The following is a 24,233-nucleotide window of genomic DNA, read 5'->3' as shown; positions in this document are numbered from 1 at the left end:
AACCGCACGGTTGACGGGCGAGGTGCGCTACGGGGCATCGACTGGGCACCCCCTTGCCAGCCAGTCACGAAGCTCGCCAGTGTTACGGAACCACTCGCCGGACGTTCGCAGATGCGCGAAGCATGCGTGGAGCCGCTTCTCCATTTCCACCGATCCGGAGATAGTCGCGAGTAGGGTGAGCTTCTCAGCCGATCCTATCTGCAAGTGGGCGAGGCGCTTGCGAGCGCCCTTGCTGGTGAAGCCGATCTTCACGTGCCCGCCGGAGCCGATGACATAGACGCACTGGCTGGGCTCTTCCGGCGCCAGCTCGCGCTTTGATCTTCGGGCTTGACCCGAAGGCTTCGCCAGGCGCGCTTTCAACTTTTCCAGCTCCCGCCGAATGACGGTCAGCCTATACGCGGTGATGCGGTACAGGCTCGGTCCGCCGGGCTTTCGGCAGAACTGTCGGAACTGATCGACGCTCACGCCCACCTCGTTGGCGGCCACCTGCAGGGGAATGTGCTGACGCATCGGATCGAACAAACTGCGTGGCATGCTTATCCCTCCTCTCCCCTGCCGCGTGCCCGGGCGACCCGCGCCCGCACGTCCGGCCAGTTTCGTCGATCGGCCCATTTCGCCCAGCGCGTGCCGGCATCGCGGTGCAGCTGCCGGATGGCGGTGAGCAGCTCCTCCGTCGGCGCCGATAGCAGTCGCGCCACACGCTCGGTCGTCCAAGCAGCGGCATCACGCACGCCATCGGCGTAGCCGGCCGCATAGTCGTCGCTGTCGGGGGGGCGCGCCGTCATGACCCCGGCCTCCCGAACCGCAGCCCCTCGATGCGGGCGATCTCGGCGCGCAGCTCGGCGAGCTTCGCCGCCTGGAGCTGGCGCGCGTAGTTCTCCGCCGCCCAGCGCCGCCGGTGCCACATACGGCCCTCACCCGTGAGCCGATACTCGTAGGCGCTGTGGGCGATGGTATCGCCCTCGATGCGGGCCCAGACCTCGGGGATGACGCCGTGCGTCAGCGGATCGCAAGTGAGGAATACCTGGACGAGAGGCACGGTCTCCTCGGTCACTCAGGCCTCCGGGATCTGCGGGTGGGGGAAGGTGCGCATCGTGCCGTCGCCGGCGGCCGCGCGGAGGCCATCCGACAGCGCCCGGGCGTCCGGGCGTCCCATGACGAAGCGGGCAGTGATGGGCTGGCCCTGGAGCGTGAAGGCAATCGCGAGCTCGACGCCGTCAGGTGTCGGCACCGCGTCGATTGTCCAGTCGGAGCCGTCGGGCGGGATGAGGCGGAGAGCGGTCACACGGCGGTCCTTCCGTAGGTGGTTTGTAGGGCCTTCCACGCCCGATCCTCTGCAGCCTCTGCGCGTTCGGCCCAGGCCTTCGCCTTGAGCCAAGCGGCCTTCGCGTCCTCCTCGACCTGCAGCTCCTTGATGAGCTGGCGGCGAGTTTGCGGCTTGCCTGCGGCCGGCTTCGGTGCGGCGTCGAAGTACCGCTCGCGCGCCGCGCTGGCCTCAGCGCGCGCCAGCGTGGCGCGCTTGCCCAGTACGTCCCACCGGGCGGACCAAAGGTCGGTCGCTGTGAACCGGATGAACCGATCGGACGGGAGGTGCAGCAGCTCCTCGCGGTCGAGATCGTCGAGGGCGATCGGGGGCGGGGCGGCGGTCATACCGAGCCCTCGCGCGCAGTCATCGACGGGATATGCCGCCAACGTTGGCCGTTCATGACCCTGCTGATTTGGTTCTGTCGAACGCCGTATTCAGAGGCGAGCTGCTGTTGAGGCACCTTGCCTTTCAAGCTTCGAATACGCTGAACGTCAGCCTCAGTGAGGCGTGCCCATGGGATTGAGCTACCCTGTCGATGCGTGCCGTGCCGCCGCTTATCAGCTGAATTTTCAGTAGGCGTGCCCCAGTATAGGTTGTCGAGCTTGTTGGTTCGCGGATCTCCGTCACGATGGCAGCCGTAATGGCCGACAGGGCGAGGGCCCACGAAAGCTTCAAGGACAAGCACGTGAGCCGCGGTTTGGCGGCTGTCATGATCCTTCCATAGCGTTAGATGCTGGTATCCCTTGTCGTCGGGGGCGGGCTTTAACAGACGCGCGCGCTGTCTCCGCCAGTATCCCTCTGAGCGCGCAGAGGCGGATATGCAGATGCGCCGCTCTAAGCTTCGAACACGCCCAAGATCGCTGACCTCGTAGATACCTTCGAAGCCAATCACGGCTTTCCAGCACTCTGTCATCGCTCACTCCATGCCGAGGGAGCGAAGGTACAGCTCCAAAATGGCTTCCTGCTCCTGGCGCTCGCTGTGATCCTGCTTGCGGATCCGTAGGATGGTGCGGACCGCCTTGGGGTCGAAACCCCGGCCCTTCAGCTCGGCGAAGACCTCCTTGATGTCGCCCATGATGCCGGCCTTCTCCTCCTCCAGCCGCTCGAGCCGTTCGATGAACTGCTTCAGCTCGTCGGCGGCCACACCCTCGGCGGAGGAGACGTCGCCAGATGTGTTGAGGCCCGCGGTCACGAGGCGGCCTCCGGAGTGCTAGCCTCGGTGACGACCGGCGGCGCCCAGGCACGTCCTGCCAGATAGGGCTCGGCCGCACGCGCGAAGCGGATCTCCCGGGCCACCTCCGCCGCCGCCTCGGCTTCGCGCCGGCCAGGCGGATCTCCCGTCAATGGCAGACCCCGTATGAGCGCTCGAGCGGGATCGCGGTAGGCATGGACCTCCGCCTCGGTCCAGCCTTTCTGAAACAGGTGCACGATGGTGCAGGCGCCCTCCGGGCCGTTCTTCTGCTCAACCATAAAGCGGGCCATGCGGAAGATCTCGGCGCGCGCATGCGGCGCATGACGGGCGGCATGGACGAGGGACGGCGACGGCATGGGCGGATCTCCTCAGGCGCTACAGGGGACGGTCGAAGGGTAATACGGAGGACGCGTCGGATGCCGTCCAGCGGCTACAGGCCGGTGCCCTGGCCCGCACATCACTGGCGATGCCGCCGGTCCAGCCCCGCCGCATCAGCCCGCATTTCAGGTAGACGCGCGCCATCTGCCGACGGACCAGGTGTCCGCAGGAGCCGCACGTTTCGCCGGCCTGACCTGTCCCGGGCAGCGCCGCGTAGCCCTTCGGTGTCGTACCGGCGCGCAGCCGCTTGCGCTCCTGGGGCGTAAGCGCACGATCGAGGTTGAACAGGTCGGCGAGCGGGATCACGTCAGTCCACCATCCGCAGGTCGAACGACACGAGTTCGCGCCGGTAGGGCATCTCGCGCAGCTGGGCCTCGAAGGCGGCGAGCTCGTCGGGATCGTGGGTCTTCGGCTGGAGGACGGCCACGTAGGCCAGGACGGGGGTCCCGCATTCCGTGGTGCCTGACCAGATCCGGCAGGGTGTGCCTTCGACGCGCTCGATGCGATCGGTGGGTTCGAGGGTGAGCTTCATCGAGCGCCTCCCGTTGCAAAGGCCGCCTTCAGCGCTGCCTCGGCATCCTCGGTCACCTCGACGAGGAGCCTCGGTGATACGCGCTCCAGCGCCTCCAGGATGTTGGCGATCGGCGGAGCGCCGCGTCGGCCGGCCCGGGCGTTGGCGATCGCCGCGGCGGCCGCCTCGATCATCTCGCGGGAGACAGTGCTGTCGGCCATGGCCCCCTCCGCTGCTGCGTCTATGCCTACAGGTCGCGAAGACTGATGGAGGCCACCGTTCGACAGGACCTCAGGCCCGAAATCAGTTCTGATAGGGCTCGTTAATCGACTTTTGGCAGAATGGCCGCGATCGAGATCACGAGGTTCTGGGATGATTGAGGAGCGGCGAGGACGTCCGCGGCGCGATCTGTTTCGGCTGGGCGAGCTGCTGCCGGATGGCGCCCTTACATCGATCGATTGCCTCGTGCGCAACGCCTCCGAAGGGGGTGCGCTGATTGAAGTCTTGGAGACCGAAGGACTGCCCCAGACGTTCTGGTTGAAGGTCGAGACTTTGCGGATGAACAAGCGCTGCCAAGTGGCGCGACGGACCAAGCATCTGCTCGGGGTGATCTTCATCGCCTGAGGGACGCGAGGCGCGCTCGTATCTACTCGTCCGCGCTCGCCCGCGTTCCAAACACCCGACGGGTCGCCGGTGGTCCGGTGGTGCTTGCTGCGCTCGGTCATGTCATCACCCCGAACAGATCGCCGGTGGTGGCCTTGCCGTCCGTCGGCAGAAACGGACGCACGCCATGCTCCGCCAGCGCCCGCAGATCCGGGATCATCTCCAGGGCGATCTCGACCTTCGTGTATTCCCAGCCGGGCAGGCACGCGTGGGAATAGCGCTCGTTGACCTGGAGGAAGCCGGGGAGCTTCGACCAAGTGATGTGGCACTCGCCCCGGCGCGGGTTGCTGAAATCGAGATGCATGACGCTGGGCACACCGCGGGTGTTCGGATCGGCGAGCGCACCGGCCAAAGCCTCGGCGGCGATTGCCGCGGCCTCGCGTTCCTGTCGGGTCGGCGGCGGGAGCTTGGGGGCGCGCTTCGTCATGCGGCAGCCCCCGCTCTATCGAGCGCCCAGGCGTAAAATGCCCGCCACGTGCGCAGATCGCTTTCCCATCCAGCCTGCACGTTGTGCCAGCGGCCTTCTACGACGCCCGCGATGCGCTCTCCAATCTTGCGAACGATCTGCACCCGGTCGCGCGCGTCGACTTGCGGCCACTTCGCTTTGAGCCAGTCGCAGCATAGGCTCGGTGCATCGCTGTGTCTGCCGAGGCAGTAGCGGACGCCGGCCAGCATCATGAAGCTGTCGTCGCTCGTCATGCCGCCCCCGCGATGTCGAGCGCGTCGGTCGGGGCGAAAACAGTTTTGAGCGGCAACTTGGATTTAATACAGTCGCCTATATCATGGCTATAAATTGTTCGGAGGTAGACAATGGCCGAAGATTTTAGAGACGAGCCCCGTAAGCCAGCTCTCAAAGCAGGGCAAATTTCTTTCGGCGCCCCACAAGACAGCCTCGACTGTCTCGTTTGGGACCTTAGCAAATCAGGCGCAATGATCGAAGTCGATCTGCATTCATCCCCGCCGGATACATTCCGTCTACTTTCGGCAGGACTTTCGCTTAACCAACGCTGCGAGGTGATATGGCGCAGCGATCGAAAGATCGGTGTCAAATTCGTTGATTGATTATTGATCTGCCTCACAAAATCACAATTGCAGGCGCTGTCTGGTAGATTACTTGCAGCTCTCGCAAAAATCGATGCGGGATATTGAATACAGTCGGCGCATATATATTTCAAGTTGTAATCGTGTTGATTTGACGCATGCCCGTAAAAGTATTTTGATCTCGTCAAGATATGCATAAACTGCGTTAGTACGGTTTCAAGCAGAGATTGCATGCCAGCCGATCCTCTAAAACCGCGAGTAGGCTTCAAGGTAGCGTCTGCGGCTTTTGGCGATCCGATCCGCACCATCGATTGCGTGGCGAAGCTCGAGGGGTTCCGGGAGGCGCGGGTCGAGCTCTCAGATCCGAGCCGCCTTCCGGAAGAGTTTCTTCTGATCGCAATGTCGATCCAGATCCGAAACCGCTGCCGTGTGGTGGAACGAGCGGCAGATTTTGTGCGGGTGAAGTTCACTTCAGAATGACGCTCACCCATGACTCGCCTCCGGCAGATTACGCAGACCACAGAATGGCCGGACGACGCAGCTGCCTTCCTGGAGTTCGCTTCCTTCCGCGCCAGCGTGCGCCGCAGCTGCTGATCCAGGACTGGGATCAGCACGAGGGCGAGCGCGATCGACAGGACGAGGACTGCCATGGCGATGCCAAGGGGCGCGGCGCGGCCGGTCACTGTACAGCCTCCTGTGCAAGGCGGATGCGCTCGACCGGTGTGAACCCCTTCCGCGTCAGCTGCCGCACGTACGCGAGCGATCCAGGCGGGTAGATCCGACGCAGGTCGGCGCCAGCGCGTGCGTTCGCCCGGGCGATCTCCACGTGGCACGGCAGATCCCGGACCCATTTCCACGCCGTCGGCTTGGACACGTCGAGGGCGGCCATGATGGTCGCCATGGTGCAGCCGTCGGCACGCATGGCCCGGGCGCGGGCCCGGAGATCCGCATAGGTCTCCCCGGAGATCGGGTGACGGCGGCGATCGCGCGCGGGCCAAGCCATCAGCCGGCATCCTCCGAGCTCGCCGACGCAGCGACGAGGGCCTCTGCGTTGTCGGCGAACGCGCGCCGGAGCTGCGGGGACAGGGCCGGGAACGCCGCGACGAAGCGCCGGCCGTCCGGATCGAAGATCAGGGTGGCGACAAGCGCGCTCGGCACCGCGTCGGACGTGGGTTGCGGGCTCGGCGCGCTGAACGTCTCGACCGGTACGCCTAGCGCGGCGGCAATCCGGTCCAGCAGTTCGGCGGAGCGGGAGGGGGCGGCGCTCATCGTGCGCTCCACGTCTGAGAGGCAGCCGGCGGCGGAGCCGCGTACCGGATCCGCTCGGGCTGGCAGTCGACGACGCCGAAGCGACCGTCGAACTGGACGCCGATACCGGCGAGTCCAGCGCGTGCCGGAGCGACCGTGCCGAGGCGCCCGGACAGGCGCTCGACGACGCGAGCGCCGATGACGGTCGGCGCGCCGGGATGGGTCTGCTTGACCAGGTCGTAGGCCATGTCAGGCGTTCTCCGCGCGGGGCGGCACGGTGAGACCGGCGGCCCGGGCCCGGGCGTCGTCGAGGCGCTGGAGGCGACCCTGCAGGTCCAGCAGGTTGTAGCCGGTCAGCCGCCCCTGGCCCGCGAGGCGGATCAGAGTGTCGATCGCGGACGCCGCGATGACCTCGTGATCCGGGATGGCGCCGGTCGGGCCGTAACAGGCCAGCAGCACCACCGGGATCTGATGGCCCAGCTCACCGCGATCGGCGGGATGCGGCGGAATGCCGACCTCCTTGAGGAAGCCGTCGAGATGCTGCAGGGGGAAGGACAGGTGCGCCACGAAGTGACGGCGCGACCAGTCGAAGGTCACGTCGACGAATTGGCCGGCATAGGCGCCCTCGCGGGCCTCTGATCCTTTGATCACGAGATCACTCCAACAGGGACTGGGTCGTAGGACGGCAGCTCGGCGTGATGAATGAGTGCGACGCCGGGGGCGGCATGGGCGAGCACGGCACCCGACACATGCAGGTCGAGTCCCGCGATGCGGTGGCGGAAGGCGTCTCCGACCGGATTGCCGGCTCTCAGCAGGTAGCCAGCGCCGGGGAGGCGATCGAGCCAATCCACGACGTAGAGGACGGTCCCGGTCTGGGCGTCGGGGACGACTTTGCGGCCGGCGAGCGGATGCTCCTTGGCATGGGGCATGTCAGGCTGCCTCCGCTCGGGCTTCGCAGCGGGCGAGCGTCATCAGGCGCCCGCGGATGGAGTTGGCCGGCCGGCCCATGGCCCGACCAATCGCGCTGTGGCCCAGGCCTTCGGCGTCCAGCGCCAGCAGGCGAGCATCATCGTCTGGCGTGAACCGGCGGACGACGTGGTCGCCGCGTTGGACTACAGCGGGCCCCGCCGCGGTCGCTGGTGTCGGGCGCGCCTTCGGATAGTCCGCGCCGAGCGCGAGGCAGATCCAATAGACGTTCGAGGCCGAGCACCCGAAGCGCCGGCCGATCTTGGCGTAGCTGTCGCCCGCCTCGCGGCGCTCGGCCATCTGCTCGCGCTGGGCATCGGTGAAACGGCGACCGGCCATGTCAGCCCCTCCCCAGCTTACGGGCGGCAATCACCGGCTTCGGCGTGAACACGATCGCCTGATGTTCCGGGCACCAGACCGCCGGCTTGTCTGGGTTGTGGTGGACCGCAGGGCGGCCGCAGAAGCGGTGATCGGTCCCGTGGGAGGTGCAGGCGAAGCGGCACTGGCTGTCGCCAAGCTGCTCCAGACGGTAGGCGCCGAACCCGGGACGGGACGGGGCCACGGCGGGCGCCGGTCCGGGCGCGGGCTGGCGGCGGGCGCGGGCGGCCATCAGAGTTCGCTCACGTCGATCACGCCGCGGCGGGACAGGACGGCGCCGGTGGCGCGGTCGCGCACCAGCCCATCCATGCCGCGGGAGGTCCGGTAGAAGGACGAGCCCGCCATCGGGCGGGACGGCGCCTTGGTGCCGCACTCGCGCTTCTCGAGGCGCCGCTGGTGGGCGATCTTGGCCGCGTCGGCGGCGTACTCGGCGCGGTGGCAGGGCGTGCACCAGACCGCGCAGTTGTCGAGCGTCGGGCGCCCACCCATGCGGTCGGCCAGGATATGGGCGAACTCGTAGTGGCCTGGGTGGAGGGCGCAGGGGCAGCGGTTGCCGTCGGCGTCTACGTGCTCGCAGCGACCTTCGGCGCGCTCGAGCGCAGCCTCGCGGACGCGGCCCGGGAAGTTCATGCGCAGCGCTCGCATCACAGCACCCTGGCGCGCTGGAGGAACAGGCGACGCGCGGTCACGAGGCGCGACGTGGCGGCGTCCAGCATGTCGGCCAGGACCTTCGCCTCGGCGGCCGTGTCAGTGGCGCCGGGGCCTTCGGCAGCCAGAGCGATCCGGGCCAGGAGGCCGAGCGCCTCGTGGAGGACGCGCTCGGCCTCGGTGCGGGTGCTGCGGGTGGCGGCGAGCGCGGCTGTCATCAGAACGCCCCCACGACGCGGCGCGGCCGAACGGCGGAAGCAGCACGTTCGTCCAGCGCCCGCAGGACCACGACCGCCGCCTGAAGATCCACGAACGCGGGTTCCACTAGGACCTTGTCGACGTGGATGCAGACGATGGTCGGCCCGGCCTCGCCTCTCAGCTCGGCGCAGTAGAAGCCCTCTCCGAAGGCGGGACCAAGGATGGTACCGGGGATGAGGGAGCCGTCGGGACGAGGGCGGCCGATGCGGGTGCCGCGGGGGAGCGAGGGGGCCATGTCAGCGGCTCGCCCGGTAGGCGGAGACGTGATCGGCGATCAGGCACGGCGCGAAGCACGCTGAGAAGATGCCGAGGGCGCCAAGCAGGCAGCTCGCGACCTGGATGGCGGCCGAGGCGTGCTGGAGGTGGTAGAGGTAGGTGATGAGCACCGGGGCGGCTCCGTCGCGGATGGCGATGGGTCGTATGGTATGCTGTAAATCTACCGCGTCAACCCGTTTCGCTGTAAAAATACCTCACGCGATATTCACATCCGTCCACACGCGACATAACGTCTGTTCTTGTTTTGTTCGGACGCAGGGCGTTCGATGGCGTCAACGCAGAGTTGAGGAACGCCCATGGCCCTGAAGCCAGTCGTCGCTCACGGTGTCCAACTGTTCGTTACCGAGAAAAGCCGACTTACCCAGGGGCGCTGCCTAGAGGCTAAGACCGCAGCAGAGGCCTGCAGGATCGCCGAGGAGAAGGTCCGCCTCGGCTGGGCCATCGGCGCGGCCGCCTTCACCCGCACGGTCGTGGATCCGGACTACGATGATGGCGGAGAGCCGATCACGCTGGCGATCTTCGGGAAGGTGCCACCGGGGCTGGCGGATCAGTTGCCGTTCTGAGCCGCGTCACACCAAGCGCAACTCGCCTGGCTCCAAGCCCAACCGGCGAACCGTATCCTTCGACAAGCCGCCGATGATCGCGGGTTTGGATCGTAGGGCGACTTCGTGTGCGACCGCCGCCAGAGCCTCCTCTGCCGCATTCGCCAGGACCGCGTAGACGGGTGCGGATCCTCGCTGGCGGTCGGTCGATACGAGAAAGCAGCGGAGTTTGAGCGGCTTGCTCGCCCAGATCGAAGGCGGCTCGGCCGCGCCGTTCGTGTGGGACGTGCAGTCCGCGTGATCGACCGGCCCCGCATCGAGCGACACCCTGAGGCGCAGCCGGATGGCACCCCGCGCATCTCGGACGGCGGCGACATAGTCCTGGCGCCCGGGCTCGTCCCTGAAGCCTTGGGTGACCCGCGTCAGGATCCGCACAGCCTGAGCGCGCGCGGCGACGAGGTCGGGCAGCTCGCAGCCCACGGTGTCTCGGACCGGCTCGGATCCGTCGTGCAGATCGATGAAGTAGCGGGGCATGAGAGGCAGCGGGACGCGGGCGCAGCATGCCCGATCTACGTAGTTCGACGGCCGCACGTCGTACCATCGCCGACGTGACGTTTGCGTGTCGGAGGCCTAAATGCGCAGCTTCCCGTCGATCCGAGTTAGACCGGTCCGCTGTCGCTGTTGCGCTGCTTGCACCGCCACCCGACGAAGCAGGCCGGCACGTCGAGAGTCGGCGCGTAGGCGGGCGCGCTCGTCTCATCCTGCTCGCACGCGCCGCTGTCCCGGTGGACGGTCTCATAAGCGAGCTCGCTCGACGCGAGCACCGCGTTGCCCGCCCGAGCGACGAAGGCCTTCAGGTCGGCGCAGTGGAAGGTACGCGTATAGGTGCGACCCTGGGCGGAGGCGCCAGTCGCGGCACCCAAGATGAGGGCGAGTGCGACGGCATTCGAGGTGAGAGGCATGGCGGTGCGCGGTACTGTTGGCATCGCCGCATGGTGCGCCTCGGCCTACGCGGTGGCCATGCCGGTCGCCGCGTCATAGGCACGCTGGCCGATCAGCGGACGCGCTGCGTGTGACCCTGCTGCGCTCGCCGATGCCAGCCGCTCATGCCATTCTCGGGCATGGCCAAATCAGACCACGCGATCTGCGAAGTCAAAGTCCAGGGCGCCTGGCAGCGCGTGGCGGCCGTCGAAGCGCACGCCCATCACCGTTCCGCACCGAAGCGCTGTACGGAGTGCCACGGCCCCGTGATGACGGCGAGCAACTATACCCAGCCGGTCCAAATCAGGCTGAGCCACCGAAAGGCGCACGACGGCTGCTCGCTGCAGCCGGACAGGTTCAAAGGGGTACGGTCGCCGCACCCACAGGCGCTGGCATAGGCCGTGAGCCGATCACGCTGGCGATCTTCGGGAAGGTGCCGCCGGGACCGGCGGATCAGTTACCATTCTGAGCAATGTGCTCGTGGCTAACCGGAACAATTAGCCGACAGTCTTCTCCACCTTACGAGACCACTGATAAGTTGTCGTCAGATAAAATGATGCCGTTTAGAGCAACGCCACCGCAAGCCGACAGTCGCACGCTGGCAGCATGAGACCATTTAAGCCATGAGCGAGCGGCGAGCGATCCCACGTCACGCAATCATCCTTCCCGCTCTATGTTGGCGCGCTGACGGGTCGGAGTTCCACGCCGTCACAGTCGATATCTCAGCGGATGGCATCCGCATGCGCTCCGCATCCATCCCACCAATAGATGCGCAGCTCGGTTGCTCGATCCGCGGCGTCGGCGAGATGGAGATCCGCGTCGTGCGGGCAGGGACCGCCGACTTTGCCGTCCGCGTCATGGGCCGCGGCGCCAAGCCTGGCGAGGTAGTGCGTAGCCTCGTGGGTCTGGCACGGCTGCAAGCTCCACCACCCGAGGAGGTGCGCGTGCACCGCCGGGTCGTACCGAAGCGCAGAACCGTCGAGATCGCGCTGGCGGACGGCACGGGCATTCCTGCGAGGATCTTGAACCTGTCGGCCTCGGGCGTGGCGCTGCAGTTGGACACCCAGGTGGAGGTCGGCCAGGCGATCGTGGTCGGACGCCACCGGGCAAAGGTCGCGCGCCGGATCGACGGGGGCGTGGGCGCGGCGTTCCTCATACCCCTCGACGAGGCGACGGTGGGCGAGCACACCGTGCTCTGAGAACAGGGCTCGGACGGGTGCCGCCGGGGCTGGCGGATCAGCTCCCGTTCTGAATGTGTCCCCGCCGCGCTGGCAGAGACCGGCCGAACATGGCAAATTCCGGTCATGCGTCGTCCCGGTCCCCAAACCTGCGAAGCGAAGGTCGACGGCACGTGGCGCTCGATCAGCCTTGAGGAGGCCAAGGGCGTCTACGCGATGGCGCCGAAACGCTGCCCGGCCTGCCACGGGGCGGTGATGCTTACCGGCACGCTCACGGCCGGGGCGCCTCGAAACCTCGTGCATCGGGTCGCCCATACGGGCTGCCCCCGCGATCCGAAGCGCTACTCCGGTACGTCCTCGCTCCATCCGCGGGCGCTGACGTAGGCTCGGAACCGATCCCGCTATCGATCTTCGGGAAGGTGCCGCCGGGGTTGGCGGATCAGCTGCCGTTTTGATGCGCGCTTCTATTCCACTCCGTTCCAAAAGTGTCCTGCTTTTCACGTAACACACTTTTTTGAAAATCTCGTTTAATATTTTTAGTCAGAGCCCGAACCCAATCAGCGTCCTTCAGCGCTCTTCTATAATCAAACTCTGGATCAAACTCGATGCTTTCAATATTAATATCTATAATAATATCACCTATGAAGCCGCTAATGGTTCTTCTAAATCTTTCGCGCTGAGCGGCATCTCTCATATAATCAGCTGGTTTCGCGAGGATCTCGTTAAAAGCCTCATCTTCCAAAAATATCTCCCTCAAAATGTACATAATCATATATCGAGTGAGATTATACTTCGCTAATAGCTCCTCTTTGATCTTAGGTAGCTGGTCGCAGATCTCCTCATCAATCACACGCAGCAGAACAATCCGATCCGCGTCCACCTCTGGCCGGGCAAAAAGCGCGGTATGTTTATCTTCAAATACCTCGTACTTGCGGAAGGTGCCCCAGGGTTCGCGAAAGTCGAACGCCATGAGATACAACCCCGCTTCTTCATTTGAGATGGGCGCGCCTTGACTGCCGGTTTCTCCGCGCTTGATTTCGTAGCTATATAGACCCTTATAGTTTTGAATGAATTCTGTTCGAAGACGAATTTGGGTCTGGCTGTTTGATTTAAAATCTCTCGACCGAACGCCATTTTGATTGTTGGAATACTCGGTGATCATCTTGGCTTCTTCAGATGCGGGATCCATTTGAATGAACTTTGTGAGTAATTTCAGATCATCTGTGATTACGTCGCGGTGGCCATGGAGTGATGTTATGCTTTGGCATCCATTCACAACATAGTAGTCCGAGATCTCAATTTTATCCCCGGATACCTCTATCCGCTTGGCAATTACGGTCACCCCGTTATGAAAAAGCGGGAATATTTTGTGAAGATTTTCATCGTTGATGCTCTTCACCAAATCTCTGTTGACGCTGGTTCGCCCTAAAGGTCCGCGAACGTTATATGAAAACAGAGACTGATCCTCAATTCCATCAAGCTGAACAAGTTCACGCGCTTTGATGGGTGCTATAACAGCCTTTCGGCTGCCGTCGACTATATGTTCGGCATATCTAATACCATAAATATCAAACGTAGCAGGTTTTTGATTGGGCAGATCCCTGGCATCCGAGATGTAATTTGCAATTAGCTTTGATTTTCCGATGAAGGTAATTTTATTTCCATGCTGCTGCAGAAACGCTAGTCCATTATTATCGAGGTCGATATTGGTGACGAATTCCCCTCTGAGCTGATGGGAGTCCAACTTCGTTAGGAGGCCGCTATGACGAATTAAATTCGCCACCTGAGCGTTGCCTGCCGTACTCATTAGGTGGGTTGCGGCTTCTACAGAGGCAAACTGCTCAAGAGTACCCAGAAAATCCCTGAGAGATGCGTCTCCCACAGTTGTGTTTGACTTGTGTGAGAGTTTCGATTGAAAAATAGTAATCGTCAAGTCATTATCGTTTATAAAAATTCCATCGACGCCTTTGTCTCCGCTTTGATCACATACGGCGTCAATGGCTTCGGTCGGATCAAGGCGATAGTACTGCTCAAGATACCAAATCAGAAATGCCGCGCTTTCCGATCGCTTAGGCGCGATATGTTCTCTGAAGTTATCTAAGAGCGCCGGGTAATCTACGTCGAGCGGCATAAAAGACCTATGATTTGCGTGCTTTGGTTGTCCGGTTCTATCGAACGGGTACCGTGCGCGCTGGGGCACAATTTCCAGGCATGAAAAATTGTGGAATTTCACGTGACCCGGCATGTCGATGACGAGGTGTTTTTGGCGCCGACTCGCTCACATGGCATCGGCATAACGTCACCCCTAGCACGTCACTGCACCTTCATCCCCCGACCTCAGCAACCGCAGCCCTGCCGCAACGACCTCCTGTAGATGCTCCAGCGCGTTCACCCCGATCGGTACCCCCACCCGCTGCCCTTCCACGGTGGTCACCACCAGGACGGCAAGCGCTTCCCCGAGTTGGAGCTCTGGATCCGACAGGCAGATCGGCTGGATGAAGTCGGTGTGGAGCTCGCCGAGCTGGAGGTAGGCGGCCTTGTCAGAACGGAAGGGCTTGGTGTCGGTCATGGCTTCCTCTCCAGGGCGCCCTTCACCAGCGAGCCATCCGGCCCGAACAAACGGTAGGTATCGGCGCACCACGCGTCCTTCCCTGTCCGCGCATAGGCCGTGGTCACCGAGGCGGTGCTCTCTCGGATCCTGTCCGCGATCGCTGCGTCCTCGGCATCGGTGATCCGGGCTTGCACGCGCGCGAGGGCGAGCTTGGACGCGCTCGCTCGAAAGCCGGAGCATGCCTGCTCCGCGAACGTCGTCGTGGAGAGGGTCCTGGCGTAGACGTTCAGCTGTTCGGCATGGCTCTGCGAGTACGCCACCCCGGGTGTGAGCGCGACTGCTAGCGCTGCGGCAAGGCGGAGACGCCGGCGCCGATCGCCGGCGCGGACTTCACGTGCGACCCCGGCCATACTGGCGTCGAGCGTCGCGGCCGAGATCATTTGCGCGTACCACCCGGGATCGGCGGACTGCCATCCGCGCCCTCGATCGCTCCGACGCCTGGCGACACGTCCACCGTACCTGCCGCGTCTGAGGCCTTCGGGGAACTCACGGCGTTCTTCGCCGTGTCACCCTCCATGCCGGAGGTGCTGTTGGCAGTCGGCGGCTTGTCGGTCGATGGCGCCTGTGCTGCGGCGCCTCCCACTGTGGCCGCGGTGATCAGAAGCGCGATGGTTGCGGTAGCGTAGCGGATCATCGTTTCCTCTCCCGATTATTTTATCGACGCGGCACCTTTGGCATCGGCCGGTAGGCGCCCAGCACGATCGCAACGATCTCGACGCTGAGCCCCTTCTCCAGCGCGTAGCTGAATATGCGATGGGGTACGTGGATTGGCTCGTCCCAGCGCGGGTCGTCGCTGTAGGCGCGCAGCTCGACGAACTGGTTCTCACCCTCGTGATAGGCTTTGGCCGTCCGCTCGCGCAGCTGGCCGCTGTCGCGAACCTTCTCCACGATGACCAAGTCGCCATTCACCGGGAGGCGACCGCTTGCTCCGATGTCGAGACAGTGAAGTGTGTCGCCATCGGCGGCGTAGAGGTTGAGCGACGTCCCCCGCACGACCAAGCCGTACTGCGCCTCGCGACGCCACCGCGGGTCGGGCGTGATCGGAGCCGGGTCGTAGCGCGACTCATCGATATGCTGTTCCACCTCAAGCCAGCGGCCGGCCGCCACCTCACCGAGGACAGGCATCAGCTGCCCGGCACGTTCGGCCGTCTCTTCCATGGCGCGCCGGAGATCGTCGTCGACCCGGGCGTGCCCATTGGCTTCAATGGCCTCTGGGCCTTCTGCCTTGACCAGCCAGTTCACCGTCGTCCCCAGGACGCTAGCGAGCTTGTGCAGGTTCTCCGAGCGGGGCGACTGCGACTTTCCGTTGAGGATGTTCAGCGCGAACGCGCTGCTGAGGCCCGCATCGAGCGACGCTTTGCGAGCGCTCATTCCGAGGGCATCGAGGCGCTGCTGAACGCGCTGAGATAAGCCGGCCTGGGTCACGCGGTATTTTAACCGCATGGAACGCACGAGCAGAGCTGTATGTTTACCGTTGACTCGTGCGGTAAACATACAGCATCTTCCGACTCGACATGACGCTTCTCGACGCCCTGCTGGCTGTCTCTGCGAGGTTCTGCGAAGCGCGCGGCATCAGCGCCGCGCGGACCTCGACGCTCGTCTTCGGCGACGGGAAGGTTCTGACGCGCCTCGCAGATGGCCGTGATCTCACTACCCGGCGGCTTGAGCTGGCGATGCAATGGTTTTCCGACCACTGGCCCGAAGACAAAGCCAAGTGGCCTGATCCAGTCCCCCGACCGCCCAAGTCCATCGCCATCGCCGCCCCCACCGAGGGAGCTGCCGCCTGATGGACATCGATCTTTTCATCCGCCGCGACGGCGAGAGTGAGGGCATCCCTCTCCATTACGGCCCCGTGCGGGTCGATCCGGATGGCACGGTCTCCCGCGTGCTGGCGCAGCCGTCCTTTCCCCTCGATGCCGAGCAGATCGTCCGCCTCACGGGCGCCGTGCTCACGCGCGTGCTCAACGCGATCCGGCACCCGGACGCAAAGAGGGCCTGCGAAGGCGGTGTGACGCTGGCCATCGCCGACTCGACTGGCGTCGCTTTGCCGGTCGAGTCGGGGCCCCACGGCTACCGGCGTCTGCTTCCTTACGGCAGCGAGAGCATCACGCTTCCTGAGGGGCGTCGTCTTCCCGGCTCGATCCTTTCGGAACGAGGGCCCGATACTCTTCCGGCGAGAGATGCAAGCTACGCGTCCCCTCGACAAGCTCAAGAAGGTCGAGGTGAAGGCGATGCATAGCAACGCGTATGATATCGGACGGGCGGCACGTGTCCCGGCCGACCCAAACCGGGATTGTGAAGTTCTGGAAGCCGCGTTTGGCGCGGAACGTGACCGGATACGCGTCCGTGTAGCCCGGGCTGGGCGCCTTTCTTTCTGCCGAGGCAAACTCAACTTCGAAGGGCTCTCGTTCTTCCGGCATATGTTCGGTTCCTTCGGTGGTGTCGCAATCACGAAGGTAGCAGCGCGGGTGGGCCGAGTCCTGCGGGGCTCGCGCCTGCCCGTGTCTGTGTTCGCCGCCCCCACAGCGGAAGCGGCCGCATGACCGGCGCCCGCAACCGCTGCCCCTACTGCGGCAGCCCCACAACGCCGAACGGCCACCACGTGCCAGCTGGGTCGGGTTTCCCGTTCAACGCCGAGCAGCTCGTCCGCTTCGCTGGCTTCGTCCTCAGCCTCTGGCACAAGCGCACCAAGCTGCCGGGCGAGGCGATCCCGTCCGCCGAGCAGCTGACGCTCGACCTCGCCGCGGCCGTCGGCGTGCCGCTCCCTACCCGGCAGGACGCGGTCGGCATCCTCGCCAACGGCAAGAAGGTCCAGACCAAGCTGCTGCCCTACGGCTCGACCTCGATCCCGGCCGCCCTCGATCGGGAGGGTTGCTAGGTGTTGCGCGTCGCTAGGATGCCCTTCGCGTGGGTGATCACCTCGTCGATCACCCTCGGTTCTAGCTTTCCGCTGGCCGCAAGATGGTCTGCGATCGTCTCGACTTGCTCGTACGGCTCGTCGGCGGTCCCCGGGTGTAGCTCTTCTATCTTCGCCACGAGCAGGCGGAGGACGATGTTCGTTCCCGTGGCGTGCGCCAGAGCCCGCGACTGCGGGACCAGGTCGTCGTCTGTCATCCCGAGCTCCATCCTGTCCGACAACAGTGCTGGTAGCGGGCGCGGCGGGGCTGTCGAGCATCATGCCCGGCGCCCCGCCTGCGTTTGCACACGTCCTTCGGCCGGCACGACCCGTGCAAGCCGTACCCCTGCCCCTCGTGGGCGTTTCCTCCCTTCGACTGGCCGGGGCCTTCGGGCTCCGGCCCCTTTGGGAGGCGCCTGACGATGGCGCTCATCCCGTCGGTCTTGAGCCTCAATTTCGCGAGCAACGCCGCGGTCGCGGCGCAGATGAGCTTCGTTCATCGCCGCAATCGCGCCGCGTGCGAGCTGCTGGCCGGTATCGCCGCGTGCCTGCTCGTCGCCGGCGGCGGGTTCCTGCTGATCCACCGCGCCTCGCTCGCGCGGTTCCACGACGACGGGGCGGCCCGCATGATGCCGGCCGCCCCCGCCTCCCTTCGCACGCCTCCTAGCCTGGCAGCCCTGGCGCGCGGCTCTGTGCACTGTCTGTCCCTCCTTTCGCGAGGCGCCCGTGAGCGGTAGCGCCTCGTTCTCTCAGCCCGGCCGCTTGGCTCGAACCGCCGCCTCGATACCCGCAGTGTCGAGGAAGGATATGCGGAAGTCTGGGACTGATGAGACCCGCGGTTGGGTGATTAAACCCCAACTTTGGGTAGACCAGTGGCACAAGCTCCACCCGGTCAAGCCAGCGCAATGCGTGGCTGAAGCTATCGACGCGCCGGTGCGTACGGTGGAGAAGTGGTTCTCCGGTGAGGCCAAGCCGTCGCTGGACTACGTAGGGCCGATCCTCAACCGATACGGGTTGGCGTTCGTAGTCGGCGCCATGGCCGCGCCTCTGCCCTGGCTCGACGACCTCGCCCGCGAGGACCGCAAGCGCAAGCTCCTGGCCGAGCGGCAGGCGATCGACGCCATGCTCGCCGAGGATTGGCAGCGGAGGGCCGGCACGTGAGGCCGCTTGCCTTCCACTGGCACCGTTTCCGCGAGTGGGTCGACGACCTCGGAGCCGCGCGCGCTTTTGCTCGCGTCCGCCGGGATCACGCGCTCGCACGGCGCCTGTTCGCCAGCGCCCGCCGCCACGGCGCCGCGGCCGATGCGATCTGCCCGCCGGCCGGCCCAGGCGGTGAGCCGCCGCCCGAGGCCGCCCCGCCCGAGTGGGACGCGCGCCTCGAAGCCCGCGGCGGCCACAGCCGCCCGCATCCCCCCGTCGGCGTTCCGGGCTCGCCGCCCGGCCGCTGCACATCCTGAGGAGCCAGCTATGGACCGTTTCAGCTTCAGCCTGGGCCAAGAGGTCCGCCTCGTCCGCAGCGGCGAGGCGGGCGTCGTCGTTGGCCGCGCCGAGTACACCGATGCCGCGCCCTCGTACTTCGTGCGCTACGCGGCTGCTGACGGCCGCCTCGACGAGCGCTGGTGGGCGCAGTCCGCCCTGGAGGCGGCTGACGCCGGTTCGCTCTGCGCCTCGCAAGCCTGACTGCCCCATCCGGACCGCGCGTCCGGCCATCCCGAGCCCTGAGGCCCCTTCGTGCGCACCGCTCTCCTCGCCCTCGCCGCCTGCCTGCTGTCCGGTACCGCCGCCCTCGCGGCCGAGCCCCCGGCCTTCCGTCTGTGCACTGGCTCCGAATCCGGCAACTACTTCCGCGCCGGCCACATCCTGAAGAGCAAGGCCGGGGGCCTGAAGATCGAGGTCGTCCCGACCCAGGGCTCGCTCGACAACCTGGACAAGCTCTCGTCCGGGCAATGCGACGGCGCCTTCGTCCAGTCCGACGCGCTGCTGGTCTACAGCTCGAAGAACGCGGCCGCGCTCTCCACGATCGAGCGGGCGGGCGTGCTCTACCAAGAGCAGGTCCACCTCCTGTGCAACCGGGCGGCGGGCATCGCCCGCATCACGGACCTCGGCAAGGCGACCACGGTGGCGGTGGGGCCCGACGGCTCGGGCGGACGCACCACGTGGGACGCCTTCGCGCTCGCAGACAAGAAGCGCTTCGGGCCGGTGAACGTCGACACCCGCTCGGGCGTGCGGGCACTCTCGGCCGTGGCCGACGGCAGCCAGGTGCAGTGCGCCCTGTGGGTCGGCGCGCTCAACGCGTCCTTCATCAAGAACGACGCGCAGGCCCAGGGCGATCGCGTGGTGCTGGTCCGCTCCGACGACCGGGAGATGGTCGGCTCGGCCAAGGACGCCCGCGGCCAGCCGGTCTACGGCTACGGCGAGATCCCGGCCGGCACGTACCCGCGCATCCAGCCGGGCGGCCTCGTGTTCGGCACCAAGGCGCTCGACACCATCGCGGTCGACGCCCTGTTCGTCACCGCTCTGCCCTGGGTGAACGCCAACGAGCGCCCCTACGATCAGCTGCTGCGGGCCTTCACGGCCGCCAAGCCGCAGATCCAGGCGATCGCGCAGCCGCAGAACTGACGCGATGGCCGCCCGCTCCCTCTCCCTCTGGCTCCTGGTCGCGGTCGTCGTGGTGACCGCGATCATGGTCCATCCGAGCTTCGCCGCGCTGCTCACGGCGCCGGTCCAGCTCGGGCTTCTCATCGCCCTGCGGTGGCAGGCGCGGCGCGAGGGCCGGGCGGCCGAGAAGGCCCTGCGCGTGCCGCTGCGGCGGGGGTTCGTCTGATGTCGGCCCGTTCGCCCATGCCTGGCCTGACGTCGGCATGAATCCCGGGCGCGCCATGCCGCGCGCCGTTCCCACTCGTAATCCCAATCCGGATCAGGGCTCGTTCATGCGTGAGCTGTCGCGGTGGAAGCCGAGCGACATCGCTGTGTCGGCGCGCCCCCTGTTGGAGCAGGAGCAGGAGCTCGCCCGCACGCGCATTTCTCAGAGCGGCAAGGGCGTGAAAATTTCACGACCTTCCTTGGCGATGGACCGGGCCGCGGAGCGGTACGGGATCACCGGCCGGACCCTGCGCAAGATCTTCGACGTCGCCGAAGCCGCGGCGGCCGACCCCGACCGCTTCGGCCACCTCGTGGCGATGATGGACAAGGCCGGCGGCCCGGATTCGGCGCGCAAGGAGCTGAACCGGATCCTCGATGAGCAGCGCGTCCTGTCGCTCGCTCCCGTCGCCGGTCGCTTCCGCACCCTCGTGGTCGACCCGCCGTGGGGTGAGGACAACATCTCCCGAGCGGCCGGGCACGACTATGCGACGATGCCGCTCGACGAGATTCGCGCGATGCCGGTCGCGGACTGGGCCGAGGAGAACTGCCACCTCTATCTTTGGGCGACGAACAACACGCTCGGGCTGGCCTTCGAGCTGATCGCGGGCTGGGGCTTCGCCTACAAGACGGTTCACACCTGGACGAAGTCGACGATCGGGCTGGGTCGCTACTTCCGCAACAGCACCGAGCATGTGCTCTTCGCGGTGCGCGGTGAGCTGCGGACGTTGCGGCCGGCCCGCTCGGTCCGGACCGATCACGACTGGCCGGTGGGCGCGAACAGCGAGAAGCCGGAAGATTTCTACAATCTAGTCCGCGCGTGCAGCTACCCGCCCTACGGCGAGGCCTTCCAGCGGCTCGCCCGGCCGGACTTCACGAATCTGTACGCCGCCCCACCAGCGATGAGCGAGGCGGCCGAATGAGCGCGAATCCGCATCGCCGCGGTCTGCTCGCCCTGCTCGGCGCCGGATCCGCCGCCATGGCCGCCAGCAGCGTCCCTGCCACCGGTCGGATCCTCGGCGCCCTGCGTCCGGGATTTGCCGGTGATTTGCGCGGTGCCGAGCTGGCGCGGCTCGCGAGCGTCGGCGCGCGAATCGAACGCGTAGCTCCGCTCGACTTGGCTGCCTCCCCGCACTTGGCGAGGCTGACCGCGGCGCTCGATTCGAATCCCGCCAGCATCCCGAAGCAACAGACCGCCGAGGCCCGCGCGATCGCCGCCCTGGCGCTCGCCTACCCGCCCGAGATCGCGGCCTACCGATCCTTCGGCGCCCCGATGCGCCGCCGGCTCTACGCCGAGCTGCTGACGCGCGAATCCGTGCGCCTCACGGCTGCGGGCGTACCACCGCCGATGCCACCGGCATCGCCCGGACCGGACGCCTAGCGTGGCGCCCGGGAGCAGGCCGCAAAGCGGCCCCGACTCCCGAAAGACTCGGACTCCATCCCGATTCCTGGCCTCTCCCGGCCACCCCTCCGCCTGCGCGCGGCAAACCTTTCGAGGTCATCGATGAGCACGCCCACCACCAAAGTGGTGATGTCGGCCGGAAACCCGACGGGCCGGAAGCTCGAGGAGCTGCTGGCCGACATCGTCCAGGACCTGCGCATCAAGAACGACGCGCTGGCGGGCGACACCTCGCCGACCTCCCGCGCGATCCTGCTCAACAACCTCGGCATCATCGACTGCCTGGCGCTGGCCGGCGCGCGCCAGAGCGACACGCTTCGGCGGCTCGACCTCCTCGGCCCCGATCAGGGCCCGGGCGGCACGCCGCGCATCGGCACCGACGCGGCCGCCGCGCCCGCGATCCCCACGCCCGCCACCGGCGTCGACCCAGCGCTCGCCGCGGCCGCGCCGGCTATGCCGTCCCCGCAGGCCTGACCCGTGGGCCTTTCCTCTCTCTCCCCGTTCGGACGCGGTCGCCCGTCCATGCGGGCGCTCCTCGGCGACCTAACAGGCAAGTACATGTCCATCGAAGCGTCACTCATGCGGATCGAGCAGCAGAACGCCCTCATCACGGACGTCCTGACCGGGGTGTTCAAGACGCAGAACACCCACAGCGACATGCTGAAGACGCTGGCCGCGGCCGCGCCCGGTGCGATCGACACCACCGCGCTCGACGCCTCGATCGCCGAGACGGATGCCAAGCTCGCCGCCCTGACGCAGCCGGCCGCCGGCGCTGCCGCGACTGGCGGCGCCCCGCAGCAGCCCGACCCCGCGACCGGGACGGCCGCGGCCGGCGCCGAGCCCGCTCCCACGAGCGCCCAGCAGCCCGACGCGCCCGCCGGCGCCTCGACCACCGCCTGACCCGGGAGCGCTGACGCCATGATTCCGCAGCTCTGGCCCCGGCCCCGCGGTCCCCCGCGCCAGGCCCCATAGATCCTCGCGCGCCCTGCGTCAGGTCCCCGCCTCGTGCCCGACTGATGCCGCCCGGTCCGGACGAGATCCGGCCTTCCGCAGGTCCTGAGCTGCCGCCTCCAGACGCCGTCCCTTTCGGCGGGGGCTGACGGCTCGGTCTGCGCCGCGGGATCCACCACCCGCCACACCGCCCGACCGGCCTTCGCGAGAAGCGATTCAGCCGACGGGTCTTCGCGTGCCCGGAGCCGGACAGGCTTCGCGGCCAAGCGCTCCAGTTTTGCCTGAAGAAGGCGCCCGCCATGACGATCATCCGCAGACGCCACACCAAGAACTTCACCGTCATCGGCAACGAGGTGTTCTCCGACGAACGGCTGGAGCTCGATGCGCTCGGGCTGCTCTGCTACCTGCGCTCGCGCCCGCACGACTGGAACATATCCACCGAGCATCTGCGCCGCCGGTTCGGCTGCGGCCCGGAGAAGATGCAGCGCCTGATGCGCGAGCTGATCGCCGTCGGATGGATCCAGCGTCACGAGCTGCCACGTGGCCCGCGCGGGATCTACGGCGGCTTCGAGTACGTCGTCCTGGACGAGCCAGACCTCGCCTCGGACGACCAGAACGCAGCGGAAACACAGGTCTCACGGGAAGCGGAAAAACCGACTCCCGTGCCGGAGTCGGTTCAGCCGACTCCCGGTGAACCGTGCACGGCTGAACCGGAGTCGGTCGAACCGGAGTCGGCAAACCCGACCGCCTACTTAGAACTAGATTCTACCAAGGGATTCTCCCCCCTTTATCCCCCCGCCAGCGGGGGGACGCGCCCGCTGGATGAAGATCGGATCTCCGAACAGGAGGCCTGGATCGGGAATCGGCCCGAACGAGGAACCGAGCGTCGGCCACGACTGTCGCAGGGCTGCCGGGGTGCAGCGCCGCCTCCGGTGCCGCCGGAGATCGCCGCCCGATTCGAGCGGCTCTGGGCGGCCTATCCCGAGAGCGGGCGGCTCGCCGCGGACCGACCCCGGGCGGTGGCGCTGTTCGCCGCGCTGGACCCTGCCGATCAAGAGCGGGCGATTCACGCCGCCTCCGCCGAGGCTCGGACCCGTGCCCGGCATCGCAGCCAAGCCCGGGCTCTGCACCGATGGTTCGAGCGCGGTCTCTGGCGCAACGGCGCCCCCGCGTCCGGCGGCGTCGGGTCAGCAGGGACGACGGCCGCGTCGGGAATAGCCGCCGCCGACCCGTTCGCCGTCCGCAATGCCGCTGGCATGGACCAGGCTCGCCGCGGCCAGTGGCCGGGCGGCTGCACCCACTTCGTGCTCGCTGATTCCGACGAAGGCGCGGCCTGGGAAGCCTACTTCGCGGAGCGCGCCGTCAAGCCCCGGTGGATGTCGATGCCGGGCGGGCTCGGCGCCTACATGCCGGCGCCGTTCCCGCCGGCGACCGCGGCAGCATGACGCTCGGCGCTCCCGGCAATCTCAACCCACAGGAGAGTACCCATGTCCGACGCCCACGACCCGATCCTCAACCACACCGCCGGCATCGTGGCGGCCTACGTCAGCCACAACACGATCTGGCCGCAGGACCTGACCGGCTTGATCGACACTGTCCACGGTGCGCTCCGCGACCTGGCGCAGGGACCGACGGTACCGGTGGCGACCGTGCAGCCCGACGTCGACTGGCCGAGCGCGGCCCAGATCCGCAAGTCGGTCCGTCCGGACGGGATCGTCAGCTTCATCGACGGCAAGACCTACAAGACGCTCAAGCGCCACCTGACCAGCCACGGGCTGGACCCGCGGGCCTACCGCGACCGCTACGGCCTGCCGGCCGATTACCCGATGGTCGCTCTGGCTTACGCCGAGCAACTCTCCCCCCTCGCAAAGGCGATCGGCCTCGGTGTGCCTGGCGGGCAGGCAAAGCGGCAGGCGGCGGAGTAGTGTGATGGCCGACGACTTCATCCGCA

Annotated in this window: 51 protein-coding genes and 1 pseudogene; 21 read left to right on the top strand and 31 right to left on the bottom strand. The window is 66.4% G+C overall.

Going from position 1 to position 24,233, the window contains the following annotated elements; all coding sequences use genetic code 11:
• Positions 1–27 precede the first annotated feature (27 nt).
• The 10 genes from OXS49_RS06060 to OXS49_RS06015 form a co-directional block, all read right to left on the bottom strand.
• On the bottom strand, positions 28–534 hold the full coding sequence (locus OXS49_RS06060; RefSeq protein WP_267422764.1) for a GIY-YIG nuclease family protein: 507 nt from the start codon (positions 532–534) through the stop codon (positions 28–30).
• Positions 535–536: 2 nt separating this feature from the next.
• Positions 537–785 (bottom strand): hypothetical protein, encoded by a 249-nt coding sequence (locus OXS49_RS06055; RefSeq protein ID WP_267422763.1) that lies wholly within the window; start codon positions 783–785, stop codon positions 537–539.
• Positions 782–1,054 (bottom strand): hypothetical protein, encoded by a 273-nt coding sequence (locus tag OXS49_RS06050; RefSeq protein WP_267422762.1) that lies wholly within the window; start codon positions 1,052–1,054, stop codon positions 782–784. Before OXS49_RS06050 ends, OXS49_RS06055 begins: the two co-directional genes overlap by 4 nt.
• Entirely contained in the window at positions 1,055–1,285 is a 231-nt protein-coding gene (locus tag OXS49_RS06045) for a hypothetical protein (protein WP_267422761.1), read from the bottom strand.
• Positions 1,282–1,650 (bottom strand): hypothetical protein, encoded by a 369-nt coding sequence (locus tag OXS49_RS06040; RefSeq protein ID WP_267422760.1) that lies wholly within the window; start codon positions 1,648–1,650, stop codon positions 1,282–1,284. The genes OXS49_RS06045 and OXS49_RS06040 overlap by 4 nt, the downstream gene beginning before the upstream one ends.
• Positions 1,651–2,222: 572 nt before the next feature.
• On the bottom strand, positions 2,223–2,498 hold the full coding sequence (locus tag OXS49_RS06035; protein ID WP_267422759.1) for a DUF2312 domain-containing protein: 276 nt from the start codon (positions 2,496–2,498) through the stop codon (positions 2,223–2,225).
• Positions 2,495–2,854, bottom strand: coding sequence for a hypothetical protein (locus OXS49_RS06030; RefSeq protein WP_267422757.1), 360 nt, complete (start codon positions 2,852–2,854; stop codon positions 2,495–2,497). Before OXS49_RS06030 ends, OXS49_RS06035 begins: the two co-directional genes overlap by 4 nt.
• A 19-nt stretch (positions 2,855–2,873) precedes the next feature.
• A complete protein-coding gene (locus tag OXS49_RS06025; RefSeq protein WP_267422755.1) occupies positions 2,874–3,182 on the bottom strand; it encodes a hypothetical protein in 309 nt (102 codons plus the stop codon).
• A 1-nt stretch (position 3,183) separates the two neighbouring features.
• The gene (locus tag OXS49_RS06020; RefSeq protein WP_267422754.1) at positions 3,184–3,408 is read right to left on the bottom strand and encodes a hypothetical protein; all 225 of its coding nucleotides are present in this window, start codon (positions 3,406–3,408) and stop codon (positions 3,184–3,186) included.
• On the bottom strand, positions 3,405–3,608 hold the full coding sequence (locus OXS49_RS06015) for a hypothetical protein (protein ID WP_267422753.1): 204 nt from the start codon (positions 3,606–3,608) through the stop codon (positions 3,405–3,407). Before OXS49_RS06015 ends, OXS49_RS06020 begins: the two co-directional genes overlap by 4 nt.
• Positions 3,609–3,759: 151 nt before the next feature.
• Here OXS49_RS06015 and OXS49_RS06010 point away from each other — a divergent pair, with 151 nt between their 5' ends.
• A complete protein-coding gene (locus OXS49_RS06010; RefSeq protein ID WP_267422751.1) occupies positions 3,760–4,011 on the top strand; it encodes a hypothetical protein in 252 nt (83 codons plus the stop codon).
• 97 nt (positions 4,012–4,108) lie between these two features.
• On the opposite strand, the gene OXS49_RS06005 is transcribed toward OXS49_RS06010, so the two are convergent.
• Together OXS49_RS06005 and OXS49_RS06000 are read right to left on the bottom strand one after the other, a co-directional pair.
• Positions 4,109–4,477 (bottom strand): hypothetical protein, encoded by a 369-nt coding sequence (locus tag OXS49_RS06005; protein WP_267422749.1) that lies wholly within the window; start codon positions 4,475–4,477, stop codon positions 4,109–4,111.
• Entirely contained in the window at positions 4,474–4,749 is a 276-nt protein-coding gene (locus tag OXS49_RS06000; RefSeq protein WP_267422748.1) for a hypothetical protein, read from the bottom strand. Before OXS49_RS06000 ends, OXS49_RS06005 begins: the two co-directional genes overlap by 4 nt.
• Positions 4,750–4,860: 111 nt before the next feature.
• Between OXS49_RS06000 and OXS49_RS05995 the strand changes: the two genes are divergently transcribed.
• Positions 4,861–5,112: a PilZ domain-containing protein gene (locus OXS49_RS05995; protein WP_267422747.1), complete on the top strand. Its 252-nt coding sequence runs from the start codon at positions 4,861–4,863 to the stop codon at positions 5,110–5,112.
• 210 nt (positions 5,113–5,322) lie between these two features.
• Positions 5,323–5,571, top strand: a complete 249-nt coding sequence (locus OXS49_RS05990) for a hypothetical protein (RefSeq protein WP_267422746.1) — start codon at positions 5,323–5,325, stop codon at positions 5,569–5,571.
• A gap of 199 nt (positions 5,572–5,770) precedes the next feature.
• Here the strand turns inward: OXS49_RS05990 and OXS49_RS05985 are convergent, their stop codons facing one another.
• From OXS49_RS05985 to OXS49_RS05935, 11 genes are read right to left on the bottom strand one after another with little or no spacing between them, the layout of a single operon-like run.
• A complete protein-coding gene (locus OXS49_RS05985) occupies positions 5,771–6,094 on the bottom strand; it encodes a hypothetical protein (protein WP_267422745.1) in 324 nt (107 codons plus the stop codon).
• Entirely contained in the window at positions 6,094–6,360 is a 267-nt protein-coding gene (locus OXS49_RS05980) for a hypothetical protein (protein ID WP_267422744.1), read from the bottom strand. Before OXS49_RS05980 ends, OXS49_RS05985 begins: the two co-directional genes overlap by 1 nt.
• Positions 6,357–6,587, bottom strand: a complete 231-nt coding sequence (locus OXS49_RS05975; RefSeq protein WP_267422742.1) for a hypothetical protein — start codon at positions 6,585–6,587, stop codon at positions 6,357–6,359. The genes OXS49_RS05980 and OXS49_RS05975 overlap by 4 nt, the downstream gene beginning before the upstream one ends.
• Before the next feature lies 1 nt (position 6,588).
• Positions 6,589–6,990, bottom strand: coding sequence for a hypothetical protein (locus OXS49_RS05970; protein ID WP_267422741.1), 402 nt, complete (start codon positions 6,988–6,990; stop codon positions 6,589–6,591).
• The gene (locus OXS49_RS05965; RefSeq protein WP_267422740.1) at positions 6,987–7,268 is read right to left on the bottom strand and encodes a hypothetical protein; all 282 of its coding nucleotides are present in this window, start codon (positions 7,266–7,268) and stop codon (positions 6,987–6,989) included. Before OXS49_RS05965 ends, OXS49_RS05970 begins: the two co-directional genes overlap by 4 nt.
• 1 nt (position 7,269) lies before the next feature.
• A complete protein-coding gene (locus tag OXS49_RS05960) occupies positions 7,270–7,644 on the bottom strand; it encodes a helix-turn-helix domain-containing protein (RefSeq protein WP_267422739.1) in 375 nt (124 codons plus the stop codon).
• A 1-nt stretch (position 7,645) separates the two neighbouring features.
• Positions 7,646–7,867, bottom strand: coding sequence for a hypothetical protein (locus tag OXS49_RS05955; RefSeq protein WP_267422738.1), 222 nt, complete (start codon positions 7,865–7,867; stop codon positions 7,646–7,648).
• 47 nt (positions 7,868–7,914) lie between these two features.
• Positions 7,915–8,328, bottom strand: a complete 414-nt coding sequence (locus OXS49_RS05950; RefSeq protein WP_267422737.1) for a hypothetical protein — start codon at positions 8,326–8,328, stop codon at positions 7,915–7,917.
• Entirely contained in the window at positions 8,328–8,549 is a 222-nt protein-coding gene (locus OXS49_RS05945; RefSeq protein ID WP_267422736.1) for a hypothetical protein, read from the bottom strand. Before OXS49_RS05945 ends, OXS49_RS05950 begins: the two co-directional genes overlap by 1 nt.
• Positions 8,549–8,824 carry a hypothetical protein gene (locus tag OXS49_RS05940; protein ID WP_267422735.1) on the bottom strand — a complete coding sequence of 92 codons (276 nt, stop codon included), beginning with the start codon at positions 8,822–8,824 and terminating at the stop codon, positions 8,549–8,551. Before OXS49_RS05940 ends, OXS49_RS05945 begins: the two co-directional genes overlap by 1 nt.
• Position 8,825: 1 nt before the next feature.
• Positions 8,826–8,975: a hypothetical protein gene (locus tag OXS49_RS05935; protein WP_267422733.1), complete on the bottom strand. Its 150-nt coding sequence runs from the start codon at positions 8,973–8,975 to the stop codon at positions 8,826–8,828.
• Between the two features lie 186 nt (positions 8,976–9,161).
• Between OXS49_RS05935 and OXS49_RS05930 the strand changes: the two genes are divergently transcribed.
• Positions 9,162–9,428, top strand: a complete 267-nt coding sequence (locus OXS49_RS05930; protein ID WP_267422731.1) for a hypothetical protein — start codon at positions 9,162–9,164, stop codon at positions 9,426–9,428.
• 282 nt (positions 9,429–9,710) lie between these two features.
• Here OXS49_RS05930 and OXS49_RS05925 read toward each other — a convergent pair.
• Both OXS49_RS05925 and OXS49_RS05920 read right to left on the bottom strand, forming a co-directional pair.
• Positions 9,711–9,941 (bottom strand): annotated as a pseudogene (locus tag OXS49_RS05925) (hypothetical protein); the annotation flags it as partial.
• A gap of 125 nt (positions 9,942–10,066) precedes the next feature.
• On the bottom strand, positions 10,067–10,369 hold the full coding sequence (locus OXS49_RS05920; RefSeq protein ID WP_267422728.1) for a hypothetical protein: 303 nt from the start codon (positions 10,367–10,369) through the stop codon (positions 10,067–10,069).
• 759 nt (positions 10,370–11,128) lie between these two features.
• On the opposite strand from OXS49_RS05920, the gene OXS49_RS05915 reads away from it, so the two are divergent.
• Positions 11,129–11,587 (top strand): PilZ domain-containing protein, encoded by a 459-nt coding sequence (locus OXS49_RS05915; RefSeq protein ID WP_267422725.1) that lies wholly within the window; start codon positions 11,129–11,131, stop codon positions 11,585–11,587.
• Positions 11,588–11,692: 105 nt separating this feature from the next.
• On the top strand, positions 11,693–11,950 hold the full coding sequence (locus OXS49_RS05910) for a hypothetical protein (protein ID WP_267422723.1): 258 nt from the start codon (positions 11,693–11,695) through the stop codon (positions 11,948–11,950).
• Positions 11,951–12,005: 55 nt separating this feature from the next.
• Here the strand turns inward: OXS49_RS05910 and OXS49_RS05905 are convergent, their stop codons facing one another.
• The 5 genes from OXS49_RS05905 to OXS49_RS05885 all read right to left on the bottom strand — a co-directional run bounded on the left by OXS49_RS05905 (position 12,006) and on the right by OXS49_RS05885 (position 15,671).
• Positions 12,006–13,697 carry an AIPR family protein gene (locus tag OXS49_RS05905; protein WP_267422721.1) on the bottom strand — a complete coding sequence of 564 codons (1,692 nt, stop codon included), beginning with the start codon at positions 13,695–13,697 and terminating at the stop codon, positions 12,006–12,008.
• Between the two features lie 174 nt (positions 13,698–13,871).
• Positions 13,872–14,135, bottom strand: a complete 264-nt coding sequence (locus OXS49_RS05900; protein WP_267422720.1) for a hypothetical protein — start codon at positions 14,133–14,135, stop codon at positions 13,872–13,874.
• Positions 14,132–14,557: a hypothetical protein gene (locus OXS49_RS05895; protein ID WP_267422719.1), complete on the bottom strand. Its 426-nt coding sequence runs from the start codon at positions 14,555–14,557 to the stop codon at positions 14,132–14,134. The genes OXS49_RS05900 and OXS49_RS05895 overlap by 4 nt, the downstream gene beginning before the upstream one ends.
• Positions 14,554–14,811, bottom strand: coding sequence for a hypothetical protein (locus OXS49_RS05890; protein ID WP_267422718.1), 258 nt, complete (start codon positions 14,809–14,811; stop codon positions 14,554–14,556). Before OXS49_RS05890 ends, OXS49_RS05895 begins: the two co-directional genes overlap by 4 nt.
• A 20-nt stretch (positions 14,812–14,831) precedes the next feature.
• A complete protein-coding gene (locus OXS49_RS05885) occupies positions 14,832–15,671 on the bottom strand; it encodes a S24 family peptidase (RefSeq protein WP_267422716.1) in 840 nt (279 codons plus the stop codon).
• 20 nt (positions 15,672–15,691) lie between these two features.
• On the opposite strand from OXS49_RS05885, the gene OXS49_RS05880 reads away from it, so the two are divergent.
• The 3 genes from OXS49_RS05880 to OXS49_RS05870 all read left to right on the top strand — a co-directional run bounded on the left by OXS49_RS05880 (position 15,692) and on the right by OXS49_RS05870 (position 17,055).
• Positions 15,692–15,964 (top strand): hypothetical protein, encoded by a 273-nt coding sequence (locus tag OXS49_RS05880; protein ID WP_267422714.1) that lies wholly within the window; start codon positions 15,692–15,694, stop codon positions 15,962–15,964.
• Positions 15,964–16,416 carry a hypothetical protein gene (locus tag OXS49_RS05875; protein ID WP_267422712.1) on the top strand — a complete coding sequence of 151 codons (453 nt, stop codon included), beginning with the start codon at positions 15,964–15,966 and terminating at the stop codon, positions 16,414–16,416. Before OXS49_RS05880 ends, OXS49_RS05875 begins: the two co-directional genes overlap by 1 nt.
• A 300-nt stretch (positions 16,417–16,716) precedes the next feature.
• Positions 16,717–17,055 (top strand): hypothetical protein, encoded by a 339-nt coding sequence (locus tag OXS49_RS05870; RefSeq protein WP_267422709.1) that lies wholly within the window; start codon positions 16,717–16,719, stop codon positions 17,053–17,055.
• Here the strand turns inward: OXS49_RS05870 and OXS49_RS05865 are convergent.
• Positions 17,052–17,291, bottom strand: a complete 240-nt coding sequence (locus OXS49_RS05865; RefSeq protein WP_267422706.1) for a hypothetical protein — start codon at positions 17,289–17,291, stop codon at positions 17,052–17,054. The two genes, OXS49_RS05870 and OXS49_RS05865, sit on opposite strands and share 4 nt — an antisense overlap.
• 204 nt (positions 17,292–17,495) lie before the next feature.
• Between OXS49_RS05865 and OXS49_RS05860 the strand changes: the two genes are divergently transcribed.
• From OXS49_RS05860 to OXS49_RS05805, 12 genes are all read left to right on the top strand, one after another.
• Positions 17,496–17,810 carry a hypothetical protein gene (locus tag OXS49_RS05860; RefSeq protein WP_267422704.1) on the top strand — a complete coding sequence of 105 codons (315 nt, stop codon included), beginning with the start codon at positions 17,496–17,498 and terminating at the stop codon, positions 17,808–17,810.
• A gap of 172 nt (positions 17,811–17,982) precedes the next feature.
• Entirely contained in the window at positions 17,983–18,234 is a 252-nt protein-coding gene (locus OXS49_RS05855; RefSeq protein WP_267355705.1) for a hypothetical protein, read from the top strand.
• Complete coding sequence (locus OXS49_RS05850) at positions 18,231–18,530, top strand: hypothetical protein (RefSeq protein WP_267422702.1); 300 nt, start codon at positions 18,231–18,233, stop codon at positions 18,528–18,530. The genes OXS49_RS05855 and OXS49_RS05850 overlap by 4 nt, the downstream gene beginning before the upstream one ends.
• A 10-nt stretch (positions 18,531–18,540) precedes the next feature.
• Positions 18,541–18,753: a hypothetical protein gene (locus tag OXS49_RS05845; protein WP_267422700.1), complete on the top strand. Its 213-nt coding sequence runs from the start codon at positions 18,541–18,543 to the stop codon at positions 18,751–18,753.
• 51 nt (positions 18,754–18,804) lie between these two features.
• Complete coding sequence (locus tag OXS49_RS05840) at positions 18,805–19,692, top strand: TAXI family TRAP transporter solute-binding subunit (protein WP_267422698.1); 888 nt, start codon at positions 18,805–18,807, stop codon at positions 19,690–19,692.
• A 4-nt stretch (positions 19,693–19,696) separates the two neighbouring features.
• Positions 19,697–19,897: a hypothetical protein gene (locus tag OXS49_RS05835; RefSeq protein ID WP_267422696.1), complete on the top strand. Its 201-nt coding sequence runs from the start codon at positions 19,697–19,699 to the stop codon at positions 19,895–19,897.
• Positions 19,898–20,003: 106 nt separating this feature from the next.
• Complete coding sequence (locus OXS49_RS05830; RefSeq protein WP_267422693.1) at positions 20,004–20,855, top strand: MT-A70 family methyltransferase; 852 nt, start codon at positions 20,004–20,006, stop codon at positions 20,853–20,855.
• The gene (locus OXS49_RS05825) at positions 20,852–21,313 is read left to right on the top strand and encodes a hypothetical protein (RefSeq protein WP_267422690.1); all 462 of its coding nucleotides are present in this window, start codon (positions 20,852–20,854) and stop codon (positions 21,311–21,313) included. Before OXS49_RS05830 ends, OXS49_RS05825 begins: the two co-directional genes overlap by 4 nt.
• Before the next feature lie 123 nt (positions 21,314–21,436).
• A complete protein-coding gene (locus tag OXS49_RS05820) occupies positions 21,437–21,805 on the top strand; it encodes a hypothetical protein (RefSeq protein WP_267422687.1) in 369 nt (122 codons plus the stop codon).
• A gap of 48 nt (positions 21,806–21,853) precedes the next feature.
• Complete coding sequence (locus OXS49_RS05815; RefSeq protein WP_267422685.1) at positions 21,854–22,231, top strand: hypothetical protein; 378 nt, start codon at positions 21,854–21,856, stop codon at positions 22,229–22,231.
• Between the two features lie 350 nt (positions 22,232–22,581).
• Entirely contained in the window at positions 22,582–23,727 is a 1,146-nt protein-coding gene (locus OXS49_RS05810) for a helix-turn-helix domain-containing protein (protein WP_267422684.1), read from the top strand.
• 42 nt (positions 23,728–23,769) lie between these two features.
• On the top strand, positions 23,770–24,207 hold the full coding sequence (locus tag OXS49_RS05805; protein WP_267422683.1) for a MucR family transcriptional regulator: 438 nt from the start codon (positions 23,770–23,772) through the stop codon (positions 24,205–24,207).
• Positions 24,208–24,233: the final 26 nt, after the last annotated feature.

Origin of the sequence: Methylobacterium sp. GC_Met_2 (genome assembly GCF_026540795.1) — a bacterium.
Taxonomy (GTDB): domain Bacteria; phylum Pseudomonadota; class Alphaproteobacteria; order Rhizobiales; family Beijerinckiaceae; genus Methylobacterium.
Note: the sequence above shows the minus strand (reverse complement) of the source record. Positions and strands in the feature narration are given on the sequence as shown.